Genomic DNA, 23,828 nt, shown 5'->3' with positions numbered 1-23,828 from the left:
TTGATCTAACCAATCCAATGGAGGTGATTTTCTGCAGCTTTAATTGTCTTTCTGCCTTTGCTAAGTAGATCTGTTGCTTCATCGGCTCGGTAGTGGAAGTAATGGTCTTCTATGTATTTCATGCTGGTGTCGGTGTTAGCTGCAATCACAGGAACTGGTACACCGGCTTTAAGACGCATGCTGATGTGAGTGTGTCGAAAGCTGTACCAGGTGAGGTTCTTGCCGGAGTGGATGTTGATGCGCCTTTGGTTGTTGCTGTCATCATCGGCCCAATCGGCGAGTCGTGCCTCTACTAATGCCTCAGCGAAAGCGTCTTTCCAGATGCGTTCACTAAAGGCTTGCCCTGTCCGTTGATTGACAAAAAGCAAGTCGTCGGGCTTTTTGAATCTGGTGATATCTCTGAGGGCCTCAAGGTGACGAGCGATGGGAGCAGAGATGCGGTAATAGCGCGCTGTTTTGGTGTTCTCTGGCGGTACCTCAACAATGATCCATGTCTTCCTTTCTGCTTTGGGGATAGCAGTGTTCTCTGAGATGTGCTTCCACTTGATCTTGCGTAGGGAGCCAGGACGGATGCCGCTATCCATTGAGATGCGCATCGCGAAGTAGATGAGTTGCCGATGGATGAGCTGTGCTGCAGAGCGGGGCGAAAGGCCATCAACGCTGACGGTTGTGATGTACTTGCCGCTGGAATCTTTGAGTAGCTGACCTTGTTCATCGAAAGTGCGTTGCAAGCCTTTGCTCCACCAGAGCCGGCTGCTTTTTTCAAGCTCTAACCACTCTTTGTCTGAGAAGTCATCACGGCGGTGCTTTTGGTCTTTCGGCAGCTTGATGCGTGGGATCTCAGGAAGGCTCTCTCGCGTGACAAAACCATGGGCGACGCCGACTTCCTCAAAGGCACGTTTAAGGGTAGACATCTCTTGGAGGATGGTGGTTTGCACTGGGATCTTTTTGCCGATTTGTATGGCTCGTTCTTTGCGCCATGTCTCGTAGTTCAAAAAGGCCGAGCGCCGAAACTTGTGAATGGGCTTTTTGTCATCTCCGACGTAGTCCCTGAGCCAGCGCATCTGATTGGCAAGTAGCCTGTAGCGAGCAGCTGTAATCCCTTGGAGTGGGACAGAGCTGATCTTCTTTTGTTCTTTGGCTAGGAACTGTTGAGCCATCTCAGCGAATGAAATCGAACGGATGGCTTCTCCGCGATCAGCTTTTGCTTTTAGATCAATGAAAGTAGCGACACCGAGCATCCAGGCATCGTCTTGACCAGAGATATCTGGTTTTGGATATGTCCCATTGCCGTCTTTTAAGACCCGTAGATGTCTACCGCCTGACTCACGCTCGTAGAAATAGAGGTACCACCGACCATCACGACTGCCATTCCTAAACACAAAAGCGTTTGGATCGGAAGGAATTGCCTTCTTATCTAGGGCCCAAGACTCCGCCATTGTTTGAGGATGAAAGGAGGCGCTTGTTAGCGCGTTGTCAGCAGTGTCATGACAAAGGCTGAGCTGCAAGGAGCTCTTTGCCTTTGTTAGCACCATGTTAGCGCAAGTTGCATCACGTATAATCCCTTGCAACAACTAGGTTGTGACTATTAGGTGCGCATCAACGCCGATTACACCACCTAACCTGAGAGCTACTGAGCAGAAAGGCACTTGAGCTGATTGGATATCACTGGTAACGCAGTGGTAACAGTTGTAAAAGACGTAGTGCTCATTGGTTCCTTTGCTCTGGTGGGCATGACTCAACGCACCTTGCTTGTCCTAACAGATCACGTCTCCAAGAAATAGCTGTGCGTTGCAGAGGGGCTATGGGGTAAATACACTCCTTCTACCTACGATAAGAACCTTCGGATATTTATTTGATTTTTTTGGTCAAAAACTCTAATAACGATTAGACTACATAGAGAGTATTTATACCTAATGGCCAAACCAAAGAAACCGGAAGACGGTGTGAAACCTGAGGAAGGGAAGGTAGAGCTCTCTAACGAAGACTTGGAGGGTGTTGATGGTGGCGTTGGTGGTGAGGAAGAACTCTTTTCTAATTTACAAAATAACGAACTCATCATCAAACCTACTTACGGATTATGACTGACCCTAAAGAGAATGAACAAGTCAACGAGGAACTCTCAACTGACGAGTTGAAAAGTGTTAGTGGTGGAATAATGGTTCCTGGCGAAGGGACTAATTTGAGAGGGGATGGTCCAGAAGGTTCTGGTTCTGGTGAGACACTCAAAGATTGGAAGAAGAGGAATAGTTTGAAAGACGTCATCATCACTAGTTATTCCTAATGACTAAACCCAACGAAGAAGTAAACGAAGAACTATCAACTGATGAGTTGAAGAGTGTTAGTGGAGGTAGTCCCTGGGATTACAGTGGGGGACTTTATCCTACAGGAAAAAACCTTTTGAAAAGGAATGGTCCAGAAGGTTCTGGTTATGGAGGGACAAGAAGAGATTGGGAGAAGAGTCAGACTTTTGTTGATGGTGGTGAAGGACACGACCTTCAGTGACTACAGTTATGAACCATTCCAACAACTCAAACACAAACTAATGACTGACCCAACTGAAAACGAACAAGTCAACGAGGAACTCTCAACTGATGAGTTGAAAGGTGTTAGTGGTGGTTTTGGTTTAGAAGAAAACCACTACTTTACTGGTTCAAAACCAGAAGGTTCAGGTTATGGAGGGACAAGAGAGGATTGGAAGAAGAGTAAGACTATTGTTAAATCGACTTTGGGTGATGGTGATGGAGAACACGAATAAGTGACTACATTTATGAAACCAACTATGTGGTAGTGGGCAAAGTGAGGATGTTCCGGCCGAAGACTAATAAAGGTTAGCTATTTGATATCTAGGAGGTTTTTCCAATATTCCAGTGCGTCTTGTTTAAGAGCAGCTAACTTGTGCTGGTCAGATTTAGTTTGTTAATTCTCCACTAAATAGCACAGTGATAACACCTACAAGTATCGCGGCTAAACTGCAGCTCCATACCACGCCACGCCTTCGTTAGTCCATTCTGCAGAAGAGTTGAGGATAGCTTGTTCTTGTGTATTAGTTGAATAAAGATGCGAACCTGTGTAATTATTAAAATACCGCACTACAGCAAGGCCATCTGGCTCGGTAGTACCTTCCTGAGGATTGTATACAGTAAATGACACCTTCATAATAGTAATTTTGCGTAGCGGGATTCCTCGTGGTTATTTCTATAACTTCAGAATCAAATGCTGTATAGAAATGCCTATCCTCCACTGTAACTGAGAATGGTTGTGCTGAAAGGATTTTGAGGGGATTTCAAATAGGAGCTTACGCAATGCTTACGCTGAATACGGACATAGGCCGATAGGCTATTTGTTGTCTACTAGTAATGACTCAACGCACCTTGCTTGTCCTAACGGATCACGTCTCATGGAAATAGACGTGCGTTGAAAAGGGGCTATGGGGACAATGAGGCCCGCTTCCGATCGTTAAATGGCGTGAAAGATTTGTTTGATTTTTCTCTCTGTCTCCTGCTGACTGCTAAATATAAAACGTAAACCTAAAACCAAATGTCAGAAGAACAACTGAAGGCATTCATCGCCAAAGTTCAAGCCGATACTTCACTGCAGGAACAGCTCAAAGCAGAAGGTGCTGATGTTGTTGCTATTGCAAAGGCTGCAGGATTTGCGATCTCCACAGAAGACTTAAACAATCATCGCCAAAACCTGTCTGATGATGAGCTGGAAGGTGTGGCTGGTGGTGGGATTTGTGTGTACGTGAACTGCGTTTTGAGCATTCGAGAGACCCCTAGTGTGATATAGCACCTTGAGCTGGTAACGGCTGGTTGAACAGCCTACACACTCAAAGCCCTCATGGGGCTTTTTGTTTCTTCAATGACTTCCATATTCGCTTAAAACGGCATCCGATACCTGGCACCTTAAACTTATAAACAAGAACTAATTTCTAATCCAATGTCAGAAGAACAACTCAAGGCATTCATCGCCAAGGTTCAAGCAGACACTTCACTGCAGGAACAGCTCAAAGCAGAAGGAGCTGATGTTGTTGCTATTGCTAAGGCTGCTGGGTTCTCGATTGCCACTGAAGACTTAAAAACTCATCGCCAAACCCTGTCTGATGATGATCTGGAAGGTGTGGCTGGGGGCGCTGGTTGTTATCCGATCTGTGACTGGACGTCGCCGACGCGGAGCTAATTAAGGGGCTTTTTATTTCTTCAATTACCTCCCTATTCGCTTAAAACGGCATCCGATACCTGGCACCTTAAACTTATAAACAACACCCAATTTCTAATCCAATGTCAGAAGAGCAACTGAAGGCATTCCTCACCAAAGTTCAAGCCGATACTTCACTACAGGAACAGTTAAAGATAGAAGGAGCTGATGTTGTAGCCATTGCCAAAGCTGCAGGCTTCTCGATTACCACAGAAGACCTAAACTCTCATCGCCAAAATCTGTCTGATGATGAGCTGGAAGGTGTGGCTGGGGGAGCGGCCTGTCATAACCATGCTCCATCTATGCCTCCATCCTATTGGGAGGGTGAGTGCTAAAAGCCTACACACTCAAAGCCCTGTGGGGGCTTTTTATTTCTTCAATGACTTCCCTATTCGCTTAAAACGGCATCCGATACCTGGCAAGTTAAACTTACAAACATCAACCATTTTCCAAGCCAATGTCAGAAGAACAACTCAAAGCATTCATCGCCAAGGTTCAGGCCGATCCTTCACTGCAGGAACAGCTCAAAGCAGAAGGAGCTGATGTTGTTGCTATTGCAAAGGCTGCTGGGTTCACGATTACCACAGAAGATCTAAAGACTGCTCGCCAAACCCTGTCTGATGATGATCTGGAAGGCGTGGCTGGTGGGTATGAGGATGGGGATTATACAAAAAGCATTTCAATCGTCGTGGCTTGCTGTCGATTTTGATTACCGCAATATTGTTGCTGATTGCGGGGGCTCAAGAGCCTAAACACAGAAAGCCCCTTTTATTGCAGGGGCTTTTTATTTCTTCAATGACTTCCATATTCGCTTAAAACGGCATCCAATACCTGGCACCTTAAACTTACAACCAACAACTAATTTCTAAACCAAATGTCAGAAGAACAACTGAAGGCATTCATCGCCAAAGTTCAGGCAGATAGCTCACTGCAGGAACAGCTCAAAGCAGAAGGTGCTGACCCTGTTTCTATTGCAAAGGCTGCTGGGTTCACGATTACCACAGAAGATCTAAACTCTCATCGCCAAAACCTGTCTGATGAGGAGCTAGAAGGGGCGGCTGGTGGGGCTGGTGGAACAATTCCTTCCCTTATGACTGGATGTGGATGGTTGACTGGGTTGTGTGTGAGGTGACTACCTTTGGAGCAAGAGGTAAATGGCATCCGATACCTGGCACCTTAAACTTATAAACAAGAACTAATTTCTAATCCAATGTCAGAAGAACAACTCAAAGCCTTCATCGCCAAGGTTCAAGCCGATACTTCACTGCAGGAACAGCTCAAAGCAGAAGGTGCTGATGTTGTTGCTATTGCCAAAGCTGCTGGGTTCGCGATTACAAAAGAAGACCTAAACTCTCATCGCCAAACCCTGTCTGAGGATGAGCTTGAAAGTGTGGCTGGCGGCGGGAGGATTGATACCTGTCCGGCTGGCGGCGGGACGAGTGAACAGACCGGTACCTGTTGCTAGTGACTTGCTAGCATCGCAGGAGCTACCCTAGCCTACACACACAAAGCCCTCAGTGGGCTTTTGATTTCATCAACGACTTCCATATTCGCTGAAAATGGCATCCAATACCTGGCACGATTTTAAAGATTAGAAGCTAGGTAATCTCAGGTAGGTTCTTCCAATATTCTAGTTCTGGTAATTCATAATAGGACCTGTGATCAAGATCACAACTAGCAATGATTGGGATCAATGACGTAGTAGAGAAATTGGAAGATGATGTGTTCATCCGAGGGATAGATCTCTCACAACCATTCAAACCAATGACAAACAACGAGCTCACAATTGAACAGCTGCAAGCCATCAACGGTGGTGGTGTATTTGCGAAGTTGGACGGCTTTGGTTCAACAACTGCACGATCAAATCAACGGAGAGTGGTTATCCATCCAGACCTCATTGTTGATCCTGGTCATAAAGTTGGATTTGATGTAGGACCTGTAGGAGCGATTCGTAATCCAAAAACTGTGGAAATTGTAGGAGTCTTAATAGGTCTGTAGGTGAGAACAGTTATCGGAGAGTTTAAGTGATCAGGTAATCTCCTGCAGGTTCTTCTAACATTCTAGTTCTGGTAATTCCTCTAATAGTTAGCTATACTAACTATTAGAGTATTTGAACCTATGACTGACCCTAAAGAAAGAACAGAAAAATATTGGGATAAGAGAAATGAATCATAGAGAGGATTGGGTAAATGAAAAACGAGACAGGATTATTGAAAGTAGTAAAGGGATGGAATTCGATGAGTGTTCAATCTCTGTTGGCGTAAGAAGTCTCATTGGTAATCTTCGTTTCTTGTTTCTTGTTCTTGATGAGTGTAGTTACATCAAAATCAAGATAAGAGATAAACTGATGACGGTAACTGTAACTATTCCTGATTACAATATTGTCATCAATCCCTATCTTGAGACGGACGAATGTTTAAACCAATCACAGGAGAAGGAAGATTGGATTACTTATGAATGGTTGAAGGAATATGGATTGGTTGAGTTGATGGATAAGGAATGTAGGAGGACTAATGAGGAGAAGGAAAAGATAGAGAAGGAGAGACAATAACTTATTCAGACAGTAGATTGGGCTAATGAACAACCCAACATCAGGAGATTGCTGTTGACAGAACCCACCTCTACATCTTTTTCCTCATCAACAAATGAAGAAGTTGAGAGATTTAGAAAATGAACTTAGGATTTATAACTTTATGAAGTGGTTCATCCTACTCTTTGTTTTATTCTTTGTTGGTTATAGTTGGGAGGAGTTAGGAATTGCTAAACTTGTCTTCTTTCTTTTTGGTTGTAGTTACAGTTGGTTCGTTCAAAAAGGCAGAGAGAAACACAAAGAAGTTTTGAGGTGGAGGTTGATGGTCAATCCAAGCGTGGGAAAGTAGGACAAACTATGGTACTGATAAATAACCACCTTATATGACTTACCATTTGTTGTATTACATAGATGATCTTCCTACGAAACTAAAAACTGAGTTGTCTTTAGAGAAGGGAGAGGAGATGTTTCACTTCTATGTTGATAACGATGACTTTAATGATGAGGTTATAGAGTTAGTTGAGGATGGAGCCAACAAAGTCATTCGTCATTATAACCCTAACTAACTTATGAGTTACTTACTCAATATCTACGATAATCCTGGACACCCTCCTACAAACCACGAGAAGATTGAAAACTTGGAGGAAGGTATCCGTGTGTTTAATAAATACGTTAACGATGACGATTATAAAGGTTTTGATATGGAGTTGATAACAGAAGAATATGATGAAGTCCGATACTATGATTCAACTGAAGGGAAGATTGAAACCTTCGATGACACGAGGCCTGAGTGATCTATGTTTACTGCTCTCTCGGGTAATACAACTGTTGCAGCTGTGATAATTGTAGGGACTATAGTTTTATGGCTCTACCTGTATAACAAAAGAAACATTGATGAAGATTGATAGGATTAATGAATCAGAACTCCCTCTAACCACTCTCATCTCCATTACCTGTTTCTTTAGATTCTTCTTCGGAGTAGGTCTAGTAGTAACGCCGATTACACCACCTAGGCTGAGATTGATTGTTCTGAAATGGATTTAAGCTGATTGTATATGGCTTGTAACGCAGTGGTGAAGAAACATGAAAAAAGCGCCAACTTCGGTCAGCGCCTATACCTCAAAATCCACTTGAGGGGTTTCGTGTCCTTATTTTAACGATAACCAATTAATCTTCTGCATTTTCAAATTGCTTTGCCAATTTGAATGCCTTTCTGATAATCAAATATGCGCCGTATAATCCAGCAATTAAGGGAAGAATAATTAATGGATTAGGACTGTAGTTGGAATAATCCTTGACGCCATCGACGTATTCAATTCCAGAACATTTTAGATAGAAGAGACTCATGAAAATGATCCCCCATCCAAGGATTGAAAGAATTCCTCCTTTTTTATCCCCTTCATAAAACCTATCTAAGCCCCATCCCCAGCCAATGCCGAGTAAGACACCCCTTGTGATTGCATTTTTTTCTTGCTTGCGAAGCATTGTTCAATTAATGGTTAATGTTCACATCAAATATAACGGATTTTTCTTTTACTGTGTAAGTATCGAAAAATCCTCTCTAGGTGCAGGGCGCAAAAGGCCCGTTTGGGTGGTATTTGAAAGTCCTGAGATTATGCAGAATTTGCCTGCATGAATGAGCATGCTGTCCTTGCTTTACAAGCCCCATTGCATTGCTAGTCCCTTTTGAAAACTGGAGTTTAGAGCAGTTACTTCCAAGTACTTGACCTAAGCCGCACGCTTGAGCTAGTACAGGTGTACTTGACGTGAAGGATCTGATGACACGGTTCTCAGGCGGGCAGCTATCACCCAGCCCTTCTTCTGACTCAGAGGAGTGGCAGTGCATGGATGAGGGCACTCTCAAGCCCTCGCGATCAGGAGCAGTGTGTATGACCTGTCATCACTTCCGCTATGTGGTGGGGAAGCAGTGCCAGACCTTGTTGTCATGTCCGATCCACCAACGCCTGATTCCTCATGGAGAGCACCTCAACAGCAAATGCCATCAATGGACCATCAGAAGAGAGCTGGAGGTTGGATGGGCACCTGAAGTTGCATAGCAAGAGGGATTGGTAGAAGATCAGATGCATTCAGCAAACAAGCAACGATGTCTCTGGTTCCTCGCTGGGAAGTCATGACTGATGAGGCAAAGGCAATCACCAAGCGGATTGCTGTTTCTGCCTTGGTGCTCTTGTTTGCCCTTTGGATTGTCAGAGCATTGATTCCGTGGGCGATCCTCGCGATCTGTGGTTACTGGGCATATCGGTGGTTGGTAAAGGGCACTTAAGAAGGTTGGGATGAGATGAGTTGTTTAGTTGTCGTCGATATAGGGATCACGGCATCCAGCCCTTGTCGAATAAAGCTTTAAGTCGCTTTCTGCCTGTTGAGAGTGCTGCTGTTGAATGTGTTGCGCCGTACTGGAAGTAGTGCTCTTGGATGTATTGGATTGAGGTATCGCAGTTGTTGCAGACTGTGGCAATGGCTACACCTCGCTCTAAGACAAGCTTGATCCAGGTTTGTGGAAAGCAATACCAAGTCAAGGTTTTGCCAGTTTGCATCACTGCTTTACGGGAGTTGTTGGAGTCTTCTGCTGACCAGCTAGCGAGACTAGATTCCACCAGCATTTCAAGTAGCTCATCACGTTAGCTCTGAGAATTGGATGCTTGGTCTGGACGTTGATTGCAGAAAAGCAGATCGCTCTTCTTTTCTGCGTTGAGTCTCTGCATCTGTTGTAATTGTGTGCTTAAGTCTAGTGAGGTTGTTATTTGGATTCATTGGCTTAGTATTACACTTGGGTATGCACGGGGCTCAGTTCAGCTAGCTCTATTTAGACAAGACCTGAGATATATGCACTATAAAATTTCTACTCGCTTTAAAAATATTTTCTCTGGGTCTACCTTGATACGCTTTCATTACCATTTATCCACTAACCATATACTGGTGGTTGGCTACCTTTGCTAATAGTTAGAATATAGGAGGTTAACAGATCAATGCTTGTGTAACAGATTTGTCTGGCACAATTTCTTTTTAGCTAATGCCACAATCCTTGCAGAGGTGACAGTTGCATTGGCTAGAGTCGCTTGTCGCTTGTCGCTTGTCGCTTGTCGCTTGTCGCTTGTCGCTTGTCGCTTGTCGCTTGTCGCTTGTCGCTTGTCGCTTGTCGCTTGTCGCTTGGTCCTAATGCAGTCACGTAAAGATAAGGAGTAGTAGATGCTTCATTGGATATTTTATTAGGTGTGGCGCGCGCTATTGTTATCTCATCAAGAGGATTATTCGTATTATTGACTCATGATCGCTCTATGATGTGGGGAAATAGTGTCTTTTCTCTTTTGTGCATCGCTGGTTGACCTTTTTCCAGTTTCAATGGGTGATGTGTCTTTGCTGCCTAGTACTTGTAGGTTAAATACTCGTCTTCATGTCTGATGCTAGATAATTTTTCTCGTCAACATCAAGGCTTCTTTTGAAGCGACCAGGCAAGTATCAATCAAAGAACAACTTTATAAGAAAATACTCCTATGACCTTAGTGTTAATCCACACAGCTTGCTTTCAACCAAGCCTGCAAGGGCTGCCAATCATCATGTTGATCGATAGCTTGCCAAAACTCCTCAATCACAGATCGAATTGGTGTTTTGACAAGATTCCAGCGCTGCAAGCGTGCATTGATGGCTTGTGCCTCATCCGGCTCAGCAGACACAGCTTCCCGTTGCTGTGTCCACCAACGATCTCTCCAATCCAGCCAGGCTTTCCTTGCAGGTTCAGCACCATCTAAAACCACTGGCAACAAAGCTTCTGGCTCTTCCGGCAACCCCTTGGTCGATATTTGAGTAGCAAGGCCTGCAAAGAAGGCGCCATAACCAACAGGCCAAGCGGCGAGGAGTGCAAGAGTTTTATGCACGGCATCATCACCACCCTCAATATTGCCATTGTGATCAAAACTGCTCGGAAGACCGAGACGACGCTGCATGCAAGCTCTATAATGAGATTGATAAATTGGAGCGAACGTCTCTAAAGACTGCTCCAATGGCTGCCGTGGCAGCAGCATTGCCAATGGCTCTTGAAGCAGTCTCAGGTTGTTATGGCAAATCCCAGGTTGCCTGCCATAGGCATAGAGGCCTGTTTGATCAAAATAAGCAGCCGTAAATCCAGGCTCCCATTGATCCAAAAAGGCGAATGGACCGTAATCGAAACTCTCTCCCAGCAGAGACATGTTGTCGGTATTGAGGACACCATGGGTAAAGCCAGCCGCCATCCACTCTGCTGCCAACCTGGCAACCCGTTCAACGAGCTCTGCGTAGAAAGCCAGCAACTGAGCTTCGATCGCGCCAGCAGCATTGCCATCTTGAACAGGATGGGCAGCTGCAATCAGCGGATAATAGACATCAACCACATGACGCAACAAACGCTCTAGACCCTGAGCATTGCGCAAGTGCAGCAGCCGCTCGCAAGTACCAAAGCGAAGATGTGTGCGCGCTATGCGCACCATCACTGAACTGCGGGTAGGAGAAGGCTCATCACTGCGCCAAAGCTTCTCACCGGTTTCTACCAAGCAAAGAGTTCGGCTCGTCGTGACGCCTAAACGGTGCAGCGCCTCACTGGCGATGATCTCTCGCACACCCCCTTTGAGGGTCAGTCGACCATCCCCTCCACGGCTCCAGGGAGTTGTACCAGATCCCTTAGTGCCAAGATCCTGAAGCTGTCCAAATCGATCACGCAGTTGACCATAAAGGAAGCCACGACCATCTCCAAGCAATGGATTGTATGTACCGAATTGATAGCCGTGATATCGCAGAGCTAATAACGGAGTACGAGCCTCAAAACAACCATAAGCCTGCTCCAGATGATGATCCTTTACGGCGCCAGGGTCAATCCCAAGCTGTCTAAGCAAGTCATTATTACGGAAACGCAATTCAGTGCGCGGAAACCGCGCGGCATCAACCACATCCCAATAATCAGAACCCAGACTTTCAATCTGCGGCTCAAAGTTCAATCCGAGTAGCAAGTTAGTCAATCCAACACAAAGCTGTCGTTACAGGTTGTTCTCAAATTCATAGACAGCCCTCATGCATTCATGGCCAATATTTTATTCCCCTGTTTAGCCACATAGCAGCGGTTGAAGGAGACCCCATCGTTGCATCGCCCATAATACTTGCCAGAGCAAGGCAGTACACCCTTGGCAATCTTGAGGCTAACTCAAGGCTTTTGTCTGATAGATTGTAGCGCATAATTCCAAAATCTAATTCACGAGCTCTGCTGATATAGAGGGCACTAAGAAAGTCTTTGTTGACAGGGTTCGCGGAAGGCTTTGTGTCAATCAATTGATCTTTGACATGATTCTAGTGCCACAGAATGGGCCAGGGATTCATCGGCTAAACCTTACAATTCCACGCCCGCCCCACCCTCAGTAATTAGGATGGCTCTAATTATTGGGTAATGTGGTTATCCTGCGATTATCTTTAATAGAGCCAGTGGCTAAAATGGTGAACAGAGTAAGGTCGCTTAGTGATCGTAGAAATCTATTCGTTAAGCGTACATCTACTCGGTAAGATAATCTTGACATTTGCTATGAGGGCCTGACCCTATAGCAAGCAGAATCAACGTGAGCGATTGCAAGAAGATCTAAGGTTAAGTTGACTGATTAAGGCATCACCTACGATTCCATTGTTCTGAATTCATTGAGATATCAGAGCAATCGCCGTATAGATAACAATCCCCATTCTTCTCCATGAGCGCTGTATTGCCTGCAGTCATGCTTTAGGAAACAGCATGTAGAGACCACCCATCAACCATGAGGCAAGGAATAGATCCGTCAAGCCGCCAGAGGTCCTGAAACAGCAACGCAGGGGAACGGCTATGTAGAAAGGGCATGCAGCTAGACCTATAATGGAATGGCGCGATACGAAATAGTGGCTTATATGGCAGAGATGCCTCATGGCAGTAGACGTATAGACAAAACTCACTCAATAAAGGCATAGCCACTAAGAGACATCCCAGTAGGCTTTTACCAGCTTATATCGTTCTCCCCTAGCTCAAGCCAGTGCGGGCGATATCGAGAACATCGGCCATCGAGCGAATCTGATCCATCATTGAGACCAGCTGAGCAGCACTGTTGAGCTCAACCCGCAAATCAATGCAGGCGGGTTTGCCATAGGACGTTTTCACCCTGGCATCGCTCACATTGATGTGGTTATCGGAAAGACGCATCAGGATGTCTTTCAGGATTCCCACCCGGTCAATCACTTCAATGCGCAACTGCACCGGGAATCGCTCGTTTTCGATGAAGGCACCTTGATTCCAGCGCACCGGCAATCGTCTTTCACTGGGGACCGAGCCAATATTGACGCAATCCTGCCGGTGAATTGTGATGCCGTGATTACCAAGAGCAACCGTGCCAAGGATCGCTTCTCCTGGCAGCGGACTACAACAGCCGCCCAGGCGGTAATCAAGGCCCTCCACGCCAAGGATCGGTACGCCATCAGAAGTAGGCAGCCTGGCTGGGCTCGACTCCACTTGAGCCACAAGCCGTTTGGCAACATTGACATTGCTAAGTGGTTGCTCAGGCTCGATAGTCTGAAGACGGATTTCTTCTCGCAAACGATTCAGCACTTGCTGCAATGTCAAGGCTCCAAAACCAAGCGCCGCCAGCAAATCCTCTGTAACCGTCAAGTTGCAGCGCTCTGCTACGCGTGTCATCGCTTCACTATTGAGTAGCGCATCAAAACCATTGCGACCAAGTTCACGCTCCAACAGGTCTTTCCCCCGTTGGATCGTTTCATTACGGTGGCTGCGCTTATACCACTGACGGATGCGATTACGGGCTGTGGGAGTAGCCACAAAGTTCAGCCAGTCGAGGCTTGGATGCGCTGTTTTGCTGGTGAGAACTTGCACGAAATCACCGTTCTGTAATGAGGTAGACAATGGACAAAGACGATCATTAATGCGCGCACCATGGCAATGGTTGCCAACCTCTGAATGAATCCGATAGGCGAAATCAACAACTGTTGAGTCTTTGCGCAAGCCCACTACATCGCCTTTAGGAGTAAATACAAACACCTCCTCATCAAACAAGTCTTCTTTGATCGAAGCCAGGTAGTCGTTGTGGTCATCATTGCCTCCTTCTTGTTGCCACTCCACCAGCTGACGAAGCCAATTAAACCGCTCCTTATTAGCGGCCGCTGGGGATCCACCTTCTTTGTACTCCCAATGAGCTGCAATGCCGAATTCAGACACACGATGCATCCCTGGAGTACGAATCTGCACCTCAATGGGCCGATGCTTGCCGATCACCGCCGTATGTAGCGATTGATAGCCATTGGGCTTTGGTAAACCGATGTAATCCTTGAAACGTCCGGGAATAGGCCGGAAGGTGTCATGCACGACAGCCAAGGCGCGGTAACACGTCTCCACACTGGGAGCGATAATCCGCAAAGCCGCTACATCGAAGATCTCATGGAAGGCTTTTTGTTGGCGCTGCATCTTGCTCCAGATGCCATAGAGATGCTTTGGTCGCCCACTCACTTCACAAGTATCAAGCCCCGCAGAGGCCAGTCGTTCGGTTAACAGTTCAACCGTGTTCGCCAGACGGTTCTCCCGTTCACTGCGCTTGGTAGCCACCTCTTGCTGAATCTCTCGGAAAGCCTCAGGTTCAAGAAGCTTGAAGGCCAAATCCTCGAGTTCCCATTTGAAGCGACCAATGCCGAGGCGATTGGCTAGAGGTGCATATATCTCGCGGGTTTCACGAGCAATGCGCTGCTGCTTATCAGCCTGCAATGAGCCAAGCGTGCGCATGTTGTGAAGCCTATCGGCCAATTTCACCAGCACCACGCGGATGTCGCTGGCCATTGCCAGAAACATTTTGCGCAAGTTCTCAGCTTGAGCCTCAGTGTGGTTCGTGAAATTAATCCCCCCCAGTTTGGTGACGCCTTCCACCAGTTCCCGTACTTCAGCGCCGAAATAATCTTCCAGTTGCTCTGGGGTTAAATCGGTGTCTTCCACCACATCGTGAAGGAAACCTGCAGCGATCACGCTGGCGCTAGCGCCGATATCCCGCAACAGATCAGCGACTGCCACGGGGTGAACGATATATGGGTCACCACTGGCTCGAAATTGCCCCTCATGTAGCTGAAAGGCCAAATCAAAAGCTGCTGCAAGCAGGGCTTCTGAATCGATTGGGCAACTCTGCCCAAGCCCAGGAGGAATGTGCTTAATACAGTCTTTCAACCATTCCGGCAAGGCAATGCCGTAGTCATCAACACTGCTGAACGGATGTGTCCTGATCTCGGGTAAACCACACACCTCTGAACCACAGCCAGCATTGGCCTGTGTTGACTTTGGGGCAGTGGTGACGTTGGGCATCCGACCCAGCGGATCAATCCATGGTATTCAGTCTCAAGACTCCGTGCTACTAACGATGCCCAGCTCTTCAGAGCAGGTACTCGAGCTCAGCCAACTGCGCATGCGCTATCCCCGCAGCGCTGATTGGACACTGGATGGACTGAACCTAAGCATCAAGTCAGGAGAGAGACTCGCCCTGGTGGGCCCTTCAGGCTGCGGCAAGAGCACCGTGGCCAAAGCCGTACTGCATCTACTTCCGCCTGGCAGCATTTGCCAGGGGGGGGTGCTACTGACCGGTCAAGATCCAAGACCATTGCAACAGAAGCGATTGCGGCAACTGCGTGGTGAAGCGGTAGGTCTGGTTTTTCAGGATCCAATGACCCGCCTTAATCCGTTGATGACGGTGGGAAAGCATTTGCTTGACACTCTCAACGCCCATCAACCAGAAGCCACCCCCAGCTGGCGAGAGCAGCGGGCCGAGGAACTCCTGGAGCGAGTGGGAATCGGGGCGAACCGGTTCCGCGCTTACCCCCATGAATTCAGTGGTGGCATGCGTCAGCGGCTGTCCATTGCTCTAGCAATCGCCCTCAATCCCCCTCTAGTGATCGCCGATGAGCCCACCACCAGCCTTGATGTCGCCGTGGCTGGTCAGGTTATGGCCGAACTCAGCAACCTCTGCGAGGAGCTCGGCAGTGCTCTGATGCTGATCAGCCATGACTTGGCGATGGCAGCTCACTGGTGCGAGCGCATGGCCATTCTCGATGGGGGGCGCATGGTGGAAGAGGGCCGGAGCGAAGAGCTGCTTTCTCATCCCCGCTCAGCCATCGGCACTCGGCTGGTGGGTGCCGCCAAGGCGCGTGAAGGCGGAAGCACTCCAACTTGCTCGCATACCGCTGCGGTTGTTCTAGAAGTCAATGCTTTGCGCTGTTGGCATGCTCTGGGAGGCTGGCCCTGGGCACCGACCTGGCTCAAAGCTGTTGATGGAGTGAGCTTCCACATCCGTGCTGGCGAGAGCCTTGGTGTGGTTGGAGCATCTGGCTGCGGCAAAAGCACCCTCTGTCGGGCTCTCATGGGTCTTACGCCGATCCGGGGTGGGCAGGTGCATCTCCAAGGCCACAACCTGCTCAGCCTGCAAGGACAGCCATTAAGGCAAGCTCGTCAGGCCTTGCAGATGGTTTTTCAAGACCCCCTCGCCTGCCTCAATCCAAAAATGACGATCGCAGAAGCCATCGCCGACCCACTGCTCATCCATGGAATGGCAAGCCGAGCTGAAGCAAGGCAAAACGGGCGAAAGTTACTTGAGCAGGTGGGCCTCAGCCCAGCAGAGGACTATCAAAACCGACTGCCTCGCCAGCTCTCTGGCGGCCAGCAACAACGCGTCGCCATTGCCCGAGCCCTGGCCTTAAAACCGAAGGTGCTGATTTGCGATGAGAGCGTCAGCATGTTGGACGCGGAAATTCAATCTGAGGTGTTGGCTCTATTGCGTCAGCTTCAGAAAGAATTGGGGCTCGCGATGCTGTTCATTACCCACGACCTCTCCGTTGCCAGTGGTTTCTGCCACAGAGTGATCGTGCTCGACCATGGGCAAATTGTTGAGGAAGGACCCGGCGATCAGCTCCTGCAGAAACCCCAAGCAGCGATTACCCGCATACTCGTAGAAGCCTGCCCGAGACTGCCAAAACAATGCATTAAAGGCATGCCAAAATAACGATAAGTCCTTAAATAACGCCTTTCGAGCTAGAGTATTATCTCCAAAATTAAAGACTGAACATACAATTTAGGCGTTCTGGCATGTGTTTGCTCTCAATTGGTTTCCGTCAACAGTATTGCCAAAAGTGCAGGAATTGATAGCATGAAAAAAGATTTTTTTTGAGTTAACACTTGAGGCAGGCAGCGACTATCTGAGTAAACAGATCAATTTACAGTGATCACAATAGAACAGCTTGAAGACGTGCTTGGCATTGGTCTAATGAAAGCAGAAAAAGCCAAAAATCAAGTGAATAGCAGCTTGTTGCCTTTGATATGAAGTCATCAAATAAAACTAAAATCTTTTGAGTCTGGAGTAGATGCAATCATTCCAGATGAAATCCTTTGCAATCATCTCGCACCATTCAAGACTTAGGTTGTGCCTGTTCGTCGACGCAACACTGTCAAAAGCTTCTCAAATAGATCTGGTAAAGGTGCCTCAAAGATCATCCGCTCACGGGTGAGTGGATGATCTAAGCCAAGCTGCACTGCGTGAAGGATCTGGCCAGGTAAATCCATCGGCAATTTGCGGCAGCGGCTGTAAATGGGATCACCAACTATTGGATGACCAATGTGAGCGCAATGAACACGAATCTGATGGGTGCGCCCCGTATCAAGCTTGAAACGCAGCAAGGAATAGTCAGCTAATCGTTCAACCAACGTCCAATGGGTGCAAGCATGACGGCCTCCGTCTTCAGTGACCACGGCATATTTTTTGCGATCCACCGGATGGCGACCAATCGCTGCCACGATCGTGCCTTGGTCGCCAGAAGGAGCGCCATGCACGACAGCCAAATAGTTGCGCGATGCAATGCGTTTCTGAATCTGTTCCTGCAGTTTCACCAATGCCTCCTGACTCTTGGCAATCACGATGCAGCCAGTGGTGTCTTTATCGAGACGATGCACAATGCCTGGTCGCAACTTGCCACTGATGCCAGGTAGGTCCGAGCAATGATGCAAAAGACCATTCACTAACGTGCCGTTGCGATTGCCTGGAGCTGGATGCACTGTGAGGCCCGCAGGTTTGTTGATCACGATCAGATGTCTATCTTCAAACAGCACATCCAGCGGCATCTCCTCCGGCTGCAGATAGGGCAGCGGTTCCGGCGGTGGCATCCACAATTCCACCTCATCGCCTTGACGCAAAGGAGTCTTAGCTCGCCCGGTGATGCCGTTCACCCGTACAAGACCAGCCTCAATAAATTTTTGGATGTGTGAACGGCTCTGCTCCGATCGCTGGCTCACAAGCCAACGATCCAGTCGCATCGGCAAGGGTTTGGGGTAGTGCAGCTTCAGCAATTCACCCTCACCTTTCCCGAACGCCAATGTCCGTTCGTCCAATGTCATGGCAACGGCAACTCCAGTGCGATCGGCCCCAACAGTGCTCGGCGAAAGTCATCTAAAAGCCTTTGGGCCATTCGCTCTGTATCACCCGAGGTGTGGCGTTCGGCAACAGTCATCAACCAAGCATGGGCATCAGCTTGATCACCGGCCAAGTTGATGCCGTAACGCTGCTTAAGGATTCCTGCAACCACCCCAGCCGCCGCCTGCTTCTCCAACACAGTCAGTGTCTCCAGCAACGCGAGGGCCACCAACTCAACGTCATAGGCGGCTTGGCCGATGTCATCGCAAAGGGCGAGATGCAAAGCCGCCTGTTGGTCATCGAGGCGGGGTGGCAAAACGCCGGGGGCATCAAGTAAGTCAAGGTCTTGACCCAAGCGCACCCAGCGCAGGGTGCGGGTCACGCCAGCGCGACGAGCACTCTCCACAACTTTCTGACGGACCAAACGATTGATCAGGGCGGACTTGCCCACATTGGGGAACCCCAAAGTGAGGGCCCTTACAGGGCGTGGTCGCATACCACGGGAGCGGCGGCGTTGATTGAGCTGATCCCCAGCTCGTATGGCTGCTTGTTGAACCTGCTTAACACCTGTGCCAGCCTTGGCATCACACCACCATGGGGTTTGGGCTTGGTCACGGAACCAACGATCCCAAGATTGTCGAGCCGCAGAGGAAATCATGTCGCGGCGGTTGATCACTAGTAAATGCTGCTTGCCCTTAATCCATCGCTGCAGCTGCGGATGAGCAGTGGCTATCGGGATGCGAGCATCCCGCACCTCAATGACAAGGTCAATTTTGTCGAGATTCTTGCTGAGTTGTTGTTCCGCTTTAGCGATGTGGCCTGGATACCACTGAATTGTTGGAGTGCTCACGGCACTACCAGCACCGGACAAGGGGCCAACTGGATCACCCGGGCTGCTGTGCTCTCGCTATCGCCATCCAAATTGACACCGCGTGTGCCCATCACGATCACATCCACATTTAATTCATCAGCCACATCGCAGATCACGAACGCAGGCTTACCTTCTCTCTCCAACACTTCACAAGCAATCCCAGCCTGCTTGACTTGCTCTCGAGCCCGTTTCAACAGAACTGCTACAGCCTCAGGATCATGCATTTCAGGCCGCTCAGCCTGGACCACAGACAGGATGATCAAACGGCTGTTATGGCTTCTAGCCAGTTCTAAAGCCTTGCTGGCTGTTTCCATCGCTTCCCGGCTCTGATCAATCGGGAAGAGAACGGTTTCAAACATGTGTTTGAACTAAATGCTTGCTTCAATCTTGTCTTAGCGCCAACCAGATCAGTGCGCCGGCCCATCAAGCCAACCAGCCAAACAAAACACGGGTTAATGTCAGCGGGTTTTTCTTACCGTACGGCACAACCCCCATGGCGAAGCGTTCACTGTCCAATCTCAGCGCAGCGGACCTACGCAGTAAGCGTGTGCTGGTTCGGGTTGATTTCAACGTGCCTCTCAACGAGAACGGCGCCATTACCGATGACACCCGCATCCGCGCCGCCCTGCCCACCATCAATGACCTGATCGACAAAGGTGCTCGGGTGATCCTCTCAGCCCACTTTGGCCGACCAAAGGGTCAAATCAACGAAGGAATGCGGCTCACACCAGTAGCAAAACGCCTCAGCGAACTGCTGGGTAAAAACGTGACAAAAACCGAAAGCTGCGTTGGTAGCGACGCCGAAGCAAAGGTTAATGCCATGGCCGATGGAGATGTCGTACTGCTCGAGAATGTGCGCTTTTTCTCAGAAGAAGAAAAAAACGACGCCAACTTCGCCCAAAAGCTCGCAGCACTTGCTGACGCTTATGTCAATGACGCCTTCGGTGCTGCACACCGCGCCCACGCCTCTACAGAAGGGGTCACCAAATTCCTCAACCCCAGTGTGGCAGGCCACCTGATGGAGAAGGAACTGCAATACCTGCAAGGTGCCATCGACGACCCGAAGCGACCCCTTGCAGCGATCGTGGGTGGGTCCAAGGTCAGCAGCAAGATCGGCGTGTTGGAAGCCTTGATCGACAAGTGCGACAAGGTGCTGATCGGCGGCGGCATGATCTTCACGTTCTACAAAGCGCGTGGCCTTTCAGTCGGCAAGAGCCTGGTGGAAGAAGACAAGTTAGAGCTGGCCAAGGAGCTAGAGGCCAAGGCGAAGGCCAAGGGGGTTCAACTGCTTCTGCCCACTGACGTTGTGCTAGCCGATGACTTCGCCCCCGCCGCCAATAGCCAGACCGTATCCATCGACGCCATTCCCGATGGTTGGATGGGACTGGACATTGGCCCCGACTCAATCAATCTCTTCCAAGACGCACTGGCTGACTGCCAAACCGTGATCTGGAACGGCCCCATGGGCGTGTTCGAGTTCGATAAGTTTGCCGCCGGCACCAACGCCATCGCCACAACCTTGGCGGACCTCAGTGGCAAGGGTTGCTGCACAATTATTGGTGGTGGTGACTCCGTAGCTGCTGTTGAGAAGGCCGGCCTCGCCGAGAAGATGTCCCACATCTCCACCGGTGGTGGCGCCAGCCTTGAGCTGCTGGAAGGCAAGGTGTTGCCAGGTGTCGCCGCTCTCGACGACGCCTAAGCAAAGACCTCGCTTGTCTTATCGGGCCATTGCTTGCATCACTGCAATGGCCCCGGCATTCATTAGCTCTGATAAGAGCTCTCGAGCAAACTTCCGGCGGAATACCGATCTATCAGCGAACTTTCATCCCAGCAATCGCAAGGCGTATTAACAGCGAAGGAGATTGCAATTGGCTAGACGATTCAGCGCCTTGCGAGCTTTGAGCTGCCCGAGTGCAAACCTGCAAATTCTTGTAGGTCAAACTCGTCGAGCATCACGAGGCAAGATCCTCAGGTTGCAGGTTTGAAGCAACTACCAATGTTGAGCTGAAGCAGTAAAAATCGAAGCAGCTCTACTGACAAACATGAGCAAAGCGCAGCTAAGCCCAAGGTCGAGCCTTGCCTTTGTTGGCCTCGGCGCATTGGGTTTACCAATGGCTGCCAATCTGCTGGCTGCGGGCTATGAGCTGAAGGTTCACAGCCGCAGTCGTGCGGCTGAACAGAATTTGGCTTTGCAAGGTAGCCGTTCCTGTAGCTCACCAGCAGAAGCTGCAGCAGACAGCCAGGCTCTACTGATCTGCGTTAGCGATGATGAAGCAGTAGAAGAGGTTCTTTTTGGTTCTCAGGGAGCAGCTTCTATGCTCAGCTCCGGCGCCGTTGTGGTGGATTTTTCGACGATCACCCCAGCAACGTCGATAAGCATGGCTGAGCGACTTGCTGATCAAGGGGTGACCTATCTGGATGCACCGGTGACCGGAGGCACTGAAGGGGCCAGAGCCGGAACTCTTACCGTTCTAGTGGGTGGCAACAAACAAGCTCTGGCAAGGGTGCAGCCACTGCTGGAAGTGATCGGTGAGCGCATTCATCACTTCGGTTCGGTGGGACGGGGCCAGCAGGTGAAGGCGCTCAACCAAGTGCTGGTGGCCGGTAGCTATGCCGCATTAGCAGAAGCAATCGCGCTAGGGCAGCAGTTGGGTCTCCCTATGCAGGAGGTGATCACAGCCTTACAGCATGGTGCCGCAGGCTCATGGGCCCTCAAGCACCGATCAACAGCGATGCTGGAAGATCACTATCCGCTCGGCTTCAAGCTGGCTTTACATCACAAGGATCTCGGCATTGCCCTTGAAACGGCAGAACGCGCGGGACTACAACTGCCAATCACAAGCCAAGTGAAATCCATGGAGGCAAACCTGATTGAACACGGCCATAGCGAGGAAGATGTCTCAGTGCTGAGGCGGTGGTTTGATCAGCAACAGGCAGAATCTCAGCCATTCTGATCGAGCCTTCGATAGGCTGAACAAGTTGTTCATTACTGCTGCAATTGAAGGTTAGTTGTTTCATTAAGATCAACGCAAGTCTATTGAATATAACGACTTTAGGCGCAAAATATTAACCTAGAAACTCACGCACTATAGTGGTGAAAATGACAGGGTTTAGAGCCAATTAAGTCATCCTCACCTTGAGCTTGATGTCGAATCCATTGTTGTATAGCTTCCGTCGCTGCCCTTATGCAATGAGAGCTCGATGGGCTCTTTTGGCTTCTGGTCTTTTGGTGAACTTGCGAGAAGTGGCCTTAAATAATAAGCCGCTAGAGCTGCTGCAGGCTTCTCAAAAAGGAACCGTGCCAGTTCTGATTGCTGCAGACGGGACAGTGATTGACGAAAGCATTGATATCATGCACTGGGCTCTTCAGCAAGCTGACCCTTTTGATGGGCTACGCAGCGGAAAAACCGGAGAACAAAAAACAATTCAGCAGCTTATTGAACAGAATGATGGCCCTTTTAAATATCATTTAGATCGTTTTAAATATGCTTGCAGGTTTAAAGGAGAAGATGCCGAAGAACATCACAATATGGCTAGAAATATTCTTGTAGAATGGAATGCGCGACTGGTACAACAAGAATCAAGTGATTTCTATGGTTGCTTAATTGGAGAATCTCAGAGCTTGGCAGACTGGGCTCTATGGCCTTTTGTGCGTCAATACCGTCTCGCTGATCCATCAAGCTTTGATTGCGATCAAGATCTTCAAGCCATCAAAAGATGGCTGCAAGATTTTCTGCAACATCCACTGTTTGGAAGGCTGATGACACCAGTCAAGCCTTGGCTGCCAGAACATCATCCGCAGACCTTCCCTGCTGATTCAAGTTTAGTCAAAACAGATCAACCATTGTTTCACTTGGCTTTGATTGAAGACTGGCAAGACGCATGCACTCAAGGCGTTTATCAATTTTCTACTCGTGGATTAAAGCTCAAAGAGATTGGATTTATTCATTTGAGTTATCAGCATCAACTTGAGTCTACTTATCATCAATTTTATCGTGATCGAGGCCAAGTGCTTAGCTTGAAATTAAATCCAGAGCAACTGTCAATGCCGCTACGAGCCGAACCCTCATCAGCAGGAGAACTTTTCCCTCATCTTTTTGGAGCGCTGCCTTTGAGCGCTGTAGAACTTGTGGAAACTTATCCATGAATGAACGCGTTGATGCCTATCAAGATCGTCTTCACTTTGCCGCGACAGAGAGGAACCGTGATGCAATTGCTGCTGTTCTGAGCAAGGCGCTGCCGAGCGATGGCAGAGTGTTGGAACTTGCAAGTGGCAGTGGCGAACATGCCGTTGCTTTTCAAAAACTGTTCCCAAAGCTCATTTGGCATACCAGCGACATTGATCCAATGCATCTTCGCAGCATCAATGCTTGGATCCATTTTGAGCAGCTTGAACAGACCATGCCCCCACCCCTCAAGATCGATGTTAAAGCGCGCCCCTGGCAACTTCCTGATGGATTAACTGATCAGCTTTGCGGGGTTATTTGCATCAATATGATTCATATTTCTCCTTGGAATTGTTGTGAATCTTTAGTCCAAGAAGCTGCTCAATTACTGGGCAACTCTGCACCACTAATTCTCTATGGGCCATACAAGCGCAATGGTCTTCACACGAGTGAAAGTAATGCCAGATTTGATGATTATCTGCGCACGCAAGATCCAAGTTGGGGAGTGCGTGAACTCGAAGATGTAGAACGTCTTGGTGTCACTGTAGGCCTCTTGTTGAATGAGGTGATTGAAATGCCTGCCAACAACCTCTCCTTGATCTTCACGCCTAGGCAATCATGAC

Annotated in this window: 28 protein-coding genes; 19 read left to right on the top strand and 9 right to left on the bottom strand. The window is 48.7% G+C overall.

Annotated elements, in window-relative coordinates; all coding sequences use genetic code 11:
• Positions 1 to 5: 5 nt before the first annotated feature.
• Positions 6 to 1,535, bottom strand: a complete 1,530-nt coding sequence (locus AKG35_RS11330) for a site-specific integrase (RefSeq protein ID WP_011131490.1) — start codon at positions 1,533 to 1,535, stop codon at positions 6 to 8.
• 381 nt (positions 1,536 to 1,916) lie between these two features.
• Between AKG35_RS11330 and AKG35_RS13105 the strand changes: the two genes are divergently transcribed.
• From AKG35_RS13105 to AKG35_RS13095, 4 genes are read left to right on the top strand one after another with little or no spacing between them, the layout of a single operon-like run.
• Positions 1,917 to 2,084, top strand: coding sequence for a hypothetical protein (locus AKG35_RS13105; protein WP_157859900.1), 168 nt, complete (start codon positions 1,917 to 1,919; stop codon positions 2,082 to 2,084).
• A complete protein-coding gene (locus AKG35_RS11325; RefSeq protein WP_041384758.1) occupies positions 2,081 to 2,284 on the top strand; it encodes a bacteriocin in 204 nt (67 codons plus the stop codon). The genes AKG35_RS13105 and AKG35_RS11325 overlap by 4 nt, the downstream gene beginning before the upstream one ends.
• Complete coding sequence (locus tag AKG35_RS13100; RefSeq protein WP_157859899.1) at positions 2,284 to 2,505, top strand: bacteriocin; 222 nt, start codon at positions 2,284 to 2,286, stop codon at positions 2,503 to 2,505. Before AKG35_RS11325 ends, AKG35_RS13100 begins: the two co-directional genes overlap by 1 nt.
• Positions 2,483 to 2,758: a hypothetical protein gene (locus AKG35_RS13095; RefSeq protein ID WP_162009619.1), complete on the top strand. Its 276-nt coding sequence runs from the start codon at positions 2,483 to 2,485 to the stop codon at positions 2,756 to 2,758. The genes AKG35_RS13100 and AKG35_RS13095 overlap by 23 nt, the downstream gene beginning before the upstream one ends.
• A 209-nt stretch (positions 2,759 to 2,967) precedes the next feature.
• Here the strand turns inward: AKG35_RS13095 and AKG35_RS13800 are convergent, their stop codons facing one another.
• Positions 2,968 to 3,159 (bottom strand): hypothetical protein, encoded by a 192-nt coding sequence (locus tag AKG35_RS13800; protein ID WP_419177145.1) that lies wholly within the window; start codon positions 3,157 to 3,159, stop codon positions 2,968 to 2,970.
• A gap of 381 nt (positions 3,160 to 3,540) precedes the next feature.
• Between AKG35_RS13800 and AKG35_RS11315 the strand changes: the two genes are divergently transcribed.
• The 8 genes from AKG35_RS11315 (at position 3,541) to AKG35_RS11280 (ending at position 6,751) form a co-directional block, all read left to right on the top strand.
• Positions 3,541 to 3,792, top strand: coding sequence for a Nif11-like leader peptide family natural product precursor (locus AKG35_RS11315; protein ID WP_011131488.1), 252 nt, complete (start codon positions 3,541 to 3,543; stop codon positions 3,790 to 3,792).
• 150 nt (positions 3,793 to 3,942) lie between these two features.
• Positions 3,943 to 4,182, top strand: a complete 240-nt coding sequence (locus tag AKG35_RS11310; RefSeq protein ID WP_011131487.1) for a Nif11-like leader peptide family natural product precursor — start codon at positions 3,943 to 3,945, stop codon at positions 4,180 to 4,182.
• A 101-nt stretch (positions 4,183 to 4,283) separates the two neighbouring features.
• A complete protein-coding gene (locus tag AKG35_RS11305; RefSeq protein ID WP_011131486.1) occupies positions 4,284 to 4,535 on the top strand; it encodes a Nif11-like leader peptide family natural product precursor in 252 nt (83 codons plus the stop codon).
• A 122-nt stretch (positions 4,536 to 4,657) separates the two neighbouring features.
• A complete protein-coding gene (locus AKG35_RS11300; RefSeq protein ID WP_011131485.1) occupies positions 4,658 to 4,909 on the top strand; it encodes a Nif11-like leader peptide family natural product precursor in 252 nt (83 codons plus the stop codon).
• Between the two features lie 165 nt (positions 4,910 to 5,074).
• Positions 5,075 to 5,332: a lanthipeptide gene (locus AKG35_RS11295; protein ID WP_011131484.1), complete on the top strand. Its 258-nt coding sequence runs from the start codon at positions 5,075 to 5,077 to the stop codon at positions 5,330 to 5,332.
• A gap of 78 nt (positions 5,333 to 5,410) precedes the next feature.
• A complete protein-coding gene (locus AKG35_RS11290) occupies positions 5,411 to 5,665 on the top strand; it encodes a Nif11-like leader peptide family natural product precursor (protein ID WP_011131483.1) in 255 nt (84 codons plus the stop codon).
• A 299-nt stretch (positions 5,666 to 5,964) separates the two neighbouring features.
• Positions 5,965 to 6,198: a CCRG-2 family RiPP gene (locus tag AKG35_RS11285; RefSeq protein ID WP_157859897.1), complete on the top strand. Its 234-nt coding sequence runs from the start codon at positions 5,965 to 5,967 to the stop codon at positions 6,196 to 6,198.
• Between the two features lie 166 nt (positions 6,199 to 6,364).
• Positions 6,365 to 6,751: a hypothetical protein gene (locus AKG35_RS11280; protein WP_011131481.1), complete on the top strand. Its 387-nt coding sequence runs from the start codon at positions 6,365 to 6,367 to the stop codon at positions 6,749 to 6,751.
• Between the two features lie 1,146 nt (positions 6,752 to 7,897).
• Here the strand turns inward: AKG35_RS11280 and AKG35_RS11260 are convergent.
• Positions 7,898 to 8,215 carry a hypothetical protein gene (locus AKG35_RS11260; RefSeq protein ID WP_011131480.1) on the bottom strand — a complete coding sequence of 106 codons (318 nt, stop codon included), beginning with the start codon at positions 8,213 to 8,215 and terminating at the stop codon, positions 7,898 to 7,900.
• A gap of 293 nt (positions 8,216 to 8,508) precedes the next feature.
• On the opposite strand from AKG35_RS11260, the gene AKG35_RS11255 reads away from it, so the two are divergent.
• The gene (locus tag AKG35_RS11255; protein ID WP_041385264.1) at positions 8,509 to 8,787 is read left to right on the top strand and encodes a hypothetical protein; all 279 of its coding nucleotides are present in this window, start codon (positions 8,509 to 8,511) and stop codon (positions 8,785 to 8,787) included.
• A 47-nt stretch (positions 8,788 to 8,834) separates the two neighbouring features.
• Positions 8,835 to 9,014: a hypothetical protein gene (locus AKG35_RS11250; protein ID WP_041384751.1), complete on the top strand. Its 180-nt coding sequence runs from the start codon at positions 8,835 to 8,837 to the stop codon at positions 9,012 to 9,014.
• A 46-nt stretch (positions 9,015 to 9,060) separates the two neighbouring features.
• Here the strand turns inward: AKG35_RS11250 and AKG35_RS11245 are convergent, their stop codons facing one another.
• The 3 genes from AKG35_RS11245 to AKG35_RS11235 form a co-directional block, all read right to left on the bottom strand.
• Positions 9,061 to 9,345 carry a hypothetical protein gene (locus tag AKG35_RS11245; protein WP_157859896.1) on the bottom strand — a complete coding sequence of 95 codons (285 nt, stop codon included), beginning with the start codon at positions 9,343 to 9,345 and terminating at the stop codon, positions 9,061 to 9,063.
• 909 nt (positions 9,346 to 10,254) lie between these two features.
• Complete coding sequence (locus AKG35_RS11240) at positions 10,255 to 11,736, bottom strand: protein adenylyltransferase SelO (RefSeq protein ID WP_011131477.1); 1,482 nt, start codon at positions 11,734 to 11,736, stop codon at positions 10,255 to 10,257.
• Between the two features lie 1,013 nt (positions 11,737 to 12,749).
• A complete protein-coding gene (locus AKG35_RS11235; protein ID WP_011131475.1) occupies positions 12,750 to 15,080 on the bottom strand; it encodes a RelA/SpoT family protein in 2,331 nt (776 codons plus the stop codon).
• A 55-nt stretch (positions 15,081 to 15,135) separates the two neighbouring features.
• On the opposite strand from AKG35_RS11235, the gene AKG35_RS11230 reads away from it, so the two are divergent.
• Positions 15,136 to 16,767: an ABC transporter ATP-binding protein gene (locus AKG35_RS11230; RefSeq protein WP_041384749.1), complete on the top strand. Its 1,632-nt coding sequence runs from the start codon at positions 15,136 to 15,138 to the stop codon at positions 16,765 to 16,767.
• A 410-nt stretch (positions 16,768 to 17,177) separates the two neighbouring features.
• Here AKG35_RS11230 and AKG35_RS11225 read toward each other — a convergent pair whose 3' ends face one another.
• From AKG35_RS11225 to AKG35_RS11215, 3 genes are read right to left on the bottom strand one after another with little or no spacing between them, the layout of a single operon-like run.
• Entirely contained in the window at positions 17,178 to 18,152 is a 975-nt protein-coding gene (locus tag AKG35_RS11225) for an RluA family pseudouridine synthase (protein WP_011131473.1), read from the bottom strand.
• Positions 18,149 to 19,018, bottom strand: a complete 870-nt coding sequence (ylqF, locus tag AKG35_RS11220; protein WP_041384747.1) for a ribosome biogenesis GTPase YlqF — start codon at positions 19,016 to 19,018, stop codon at positions 18,149 to 18,151. Before ylqF ends, AKG35_RS11225 begins: the two co-directional genes overlap by 4 nt.
• A complete protein-coding gene (locus tag AKG35_RS11215) occupies positions 19,015 to 19,398 on the bottom strand; it encodes a universal stress protein (protein WP_011131471.1) in 384 nt (127 codons plus the stop codon). Before AKG35_RS11215 ends, ylqF begins: the two co-directional genes overlap by 4 nt.
• Positions 19,399 to 19,532: 134 nt before the next feature.
• On the opposite strand from AKG35_RS11215, the gene AKG35_RS11210 reads away from it, so the two are divergent.
• The 4 genes from AKG35_RS11210 (at position 19,533) to AKG35_RS11195 (ending at position 23,827) form a co-directional block, all read left to right on the top strand.
• Positions 19,533 to 20,738 (top strand): phosphoglycerate kinase, encoded by a 1,206-nt coding sequence (locus AKG35_RS11210; protein ID WP_011131470.1) that lies wholly within the window; start codon positions 19,533 to 19,535, stop codon positions 20,736 to 20,738.
• A gap of 343 nt (positions 20,739 to 21,081) precedes the next feature.
• Positions 21,082 to 21,993, top strand: coding sequence for an NAD(P)-dependent oxidoreductase (locus AKG35_RS11205; RefSeq protein WP_041384746.1), 912 nt, complete (start codon positions 21,082 to 21,084; stop codon positions 21,991 to 21,993).
• A 191-nt stretch (positions 21,994 to 22,184) separates the two neighbouring features.
• Positions 22,185 to 23,186, top strand: a complete 1,002-nt coding sequence (locus tag AKG35_RS11200) for a DUF952 domain-containing protein (protein WP_041384744.1) — start codon at positions 22,185 to 22,187, stop codon at positions 23,184 to 23,186.
• A complete protein-coding gene (locus AKG35_RS11195; protein ID WP_011131467.1) occupies positions 23,183 to 23,827 on the top strand; it encodes a DUF938 domain-containing protein in 645 nt (214 codons plus the stop codon). Before AKG35_RS11200 ends, AKG35_RS11195 begins: the two co-directional genes overlap by 4 nt.
• The last annotated feature ends 1 nt before the right edge of the window (position 23,828 follow it).

This window comes from Prochlorococcus marinus str. MIT 9313, from assembly GCF_000011485.1.
Classification (GTDB): domain Bacteria; phylum Cyanobacteriota; class Cyanobacteriia; order PCC-6307; family Cyanobiaceae; genus Prochlorococcus; species Prochlorococcus marinus_D.
Note: the sequence above shows the minus strand (reverse complement) of the source record. Positions and strands in the feature narration are given on the sequence as shown.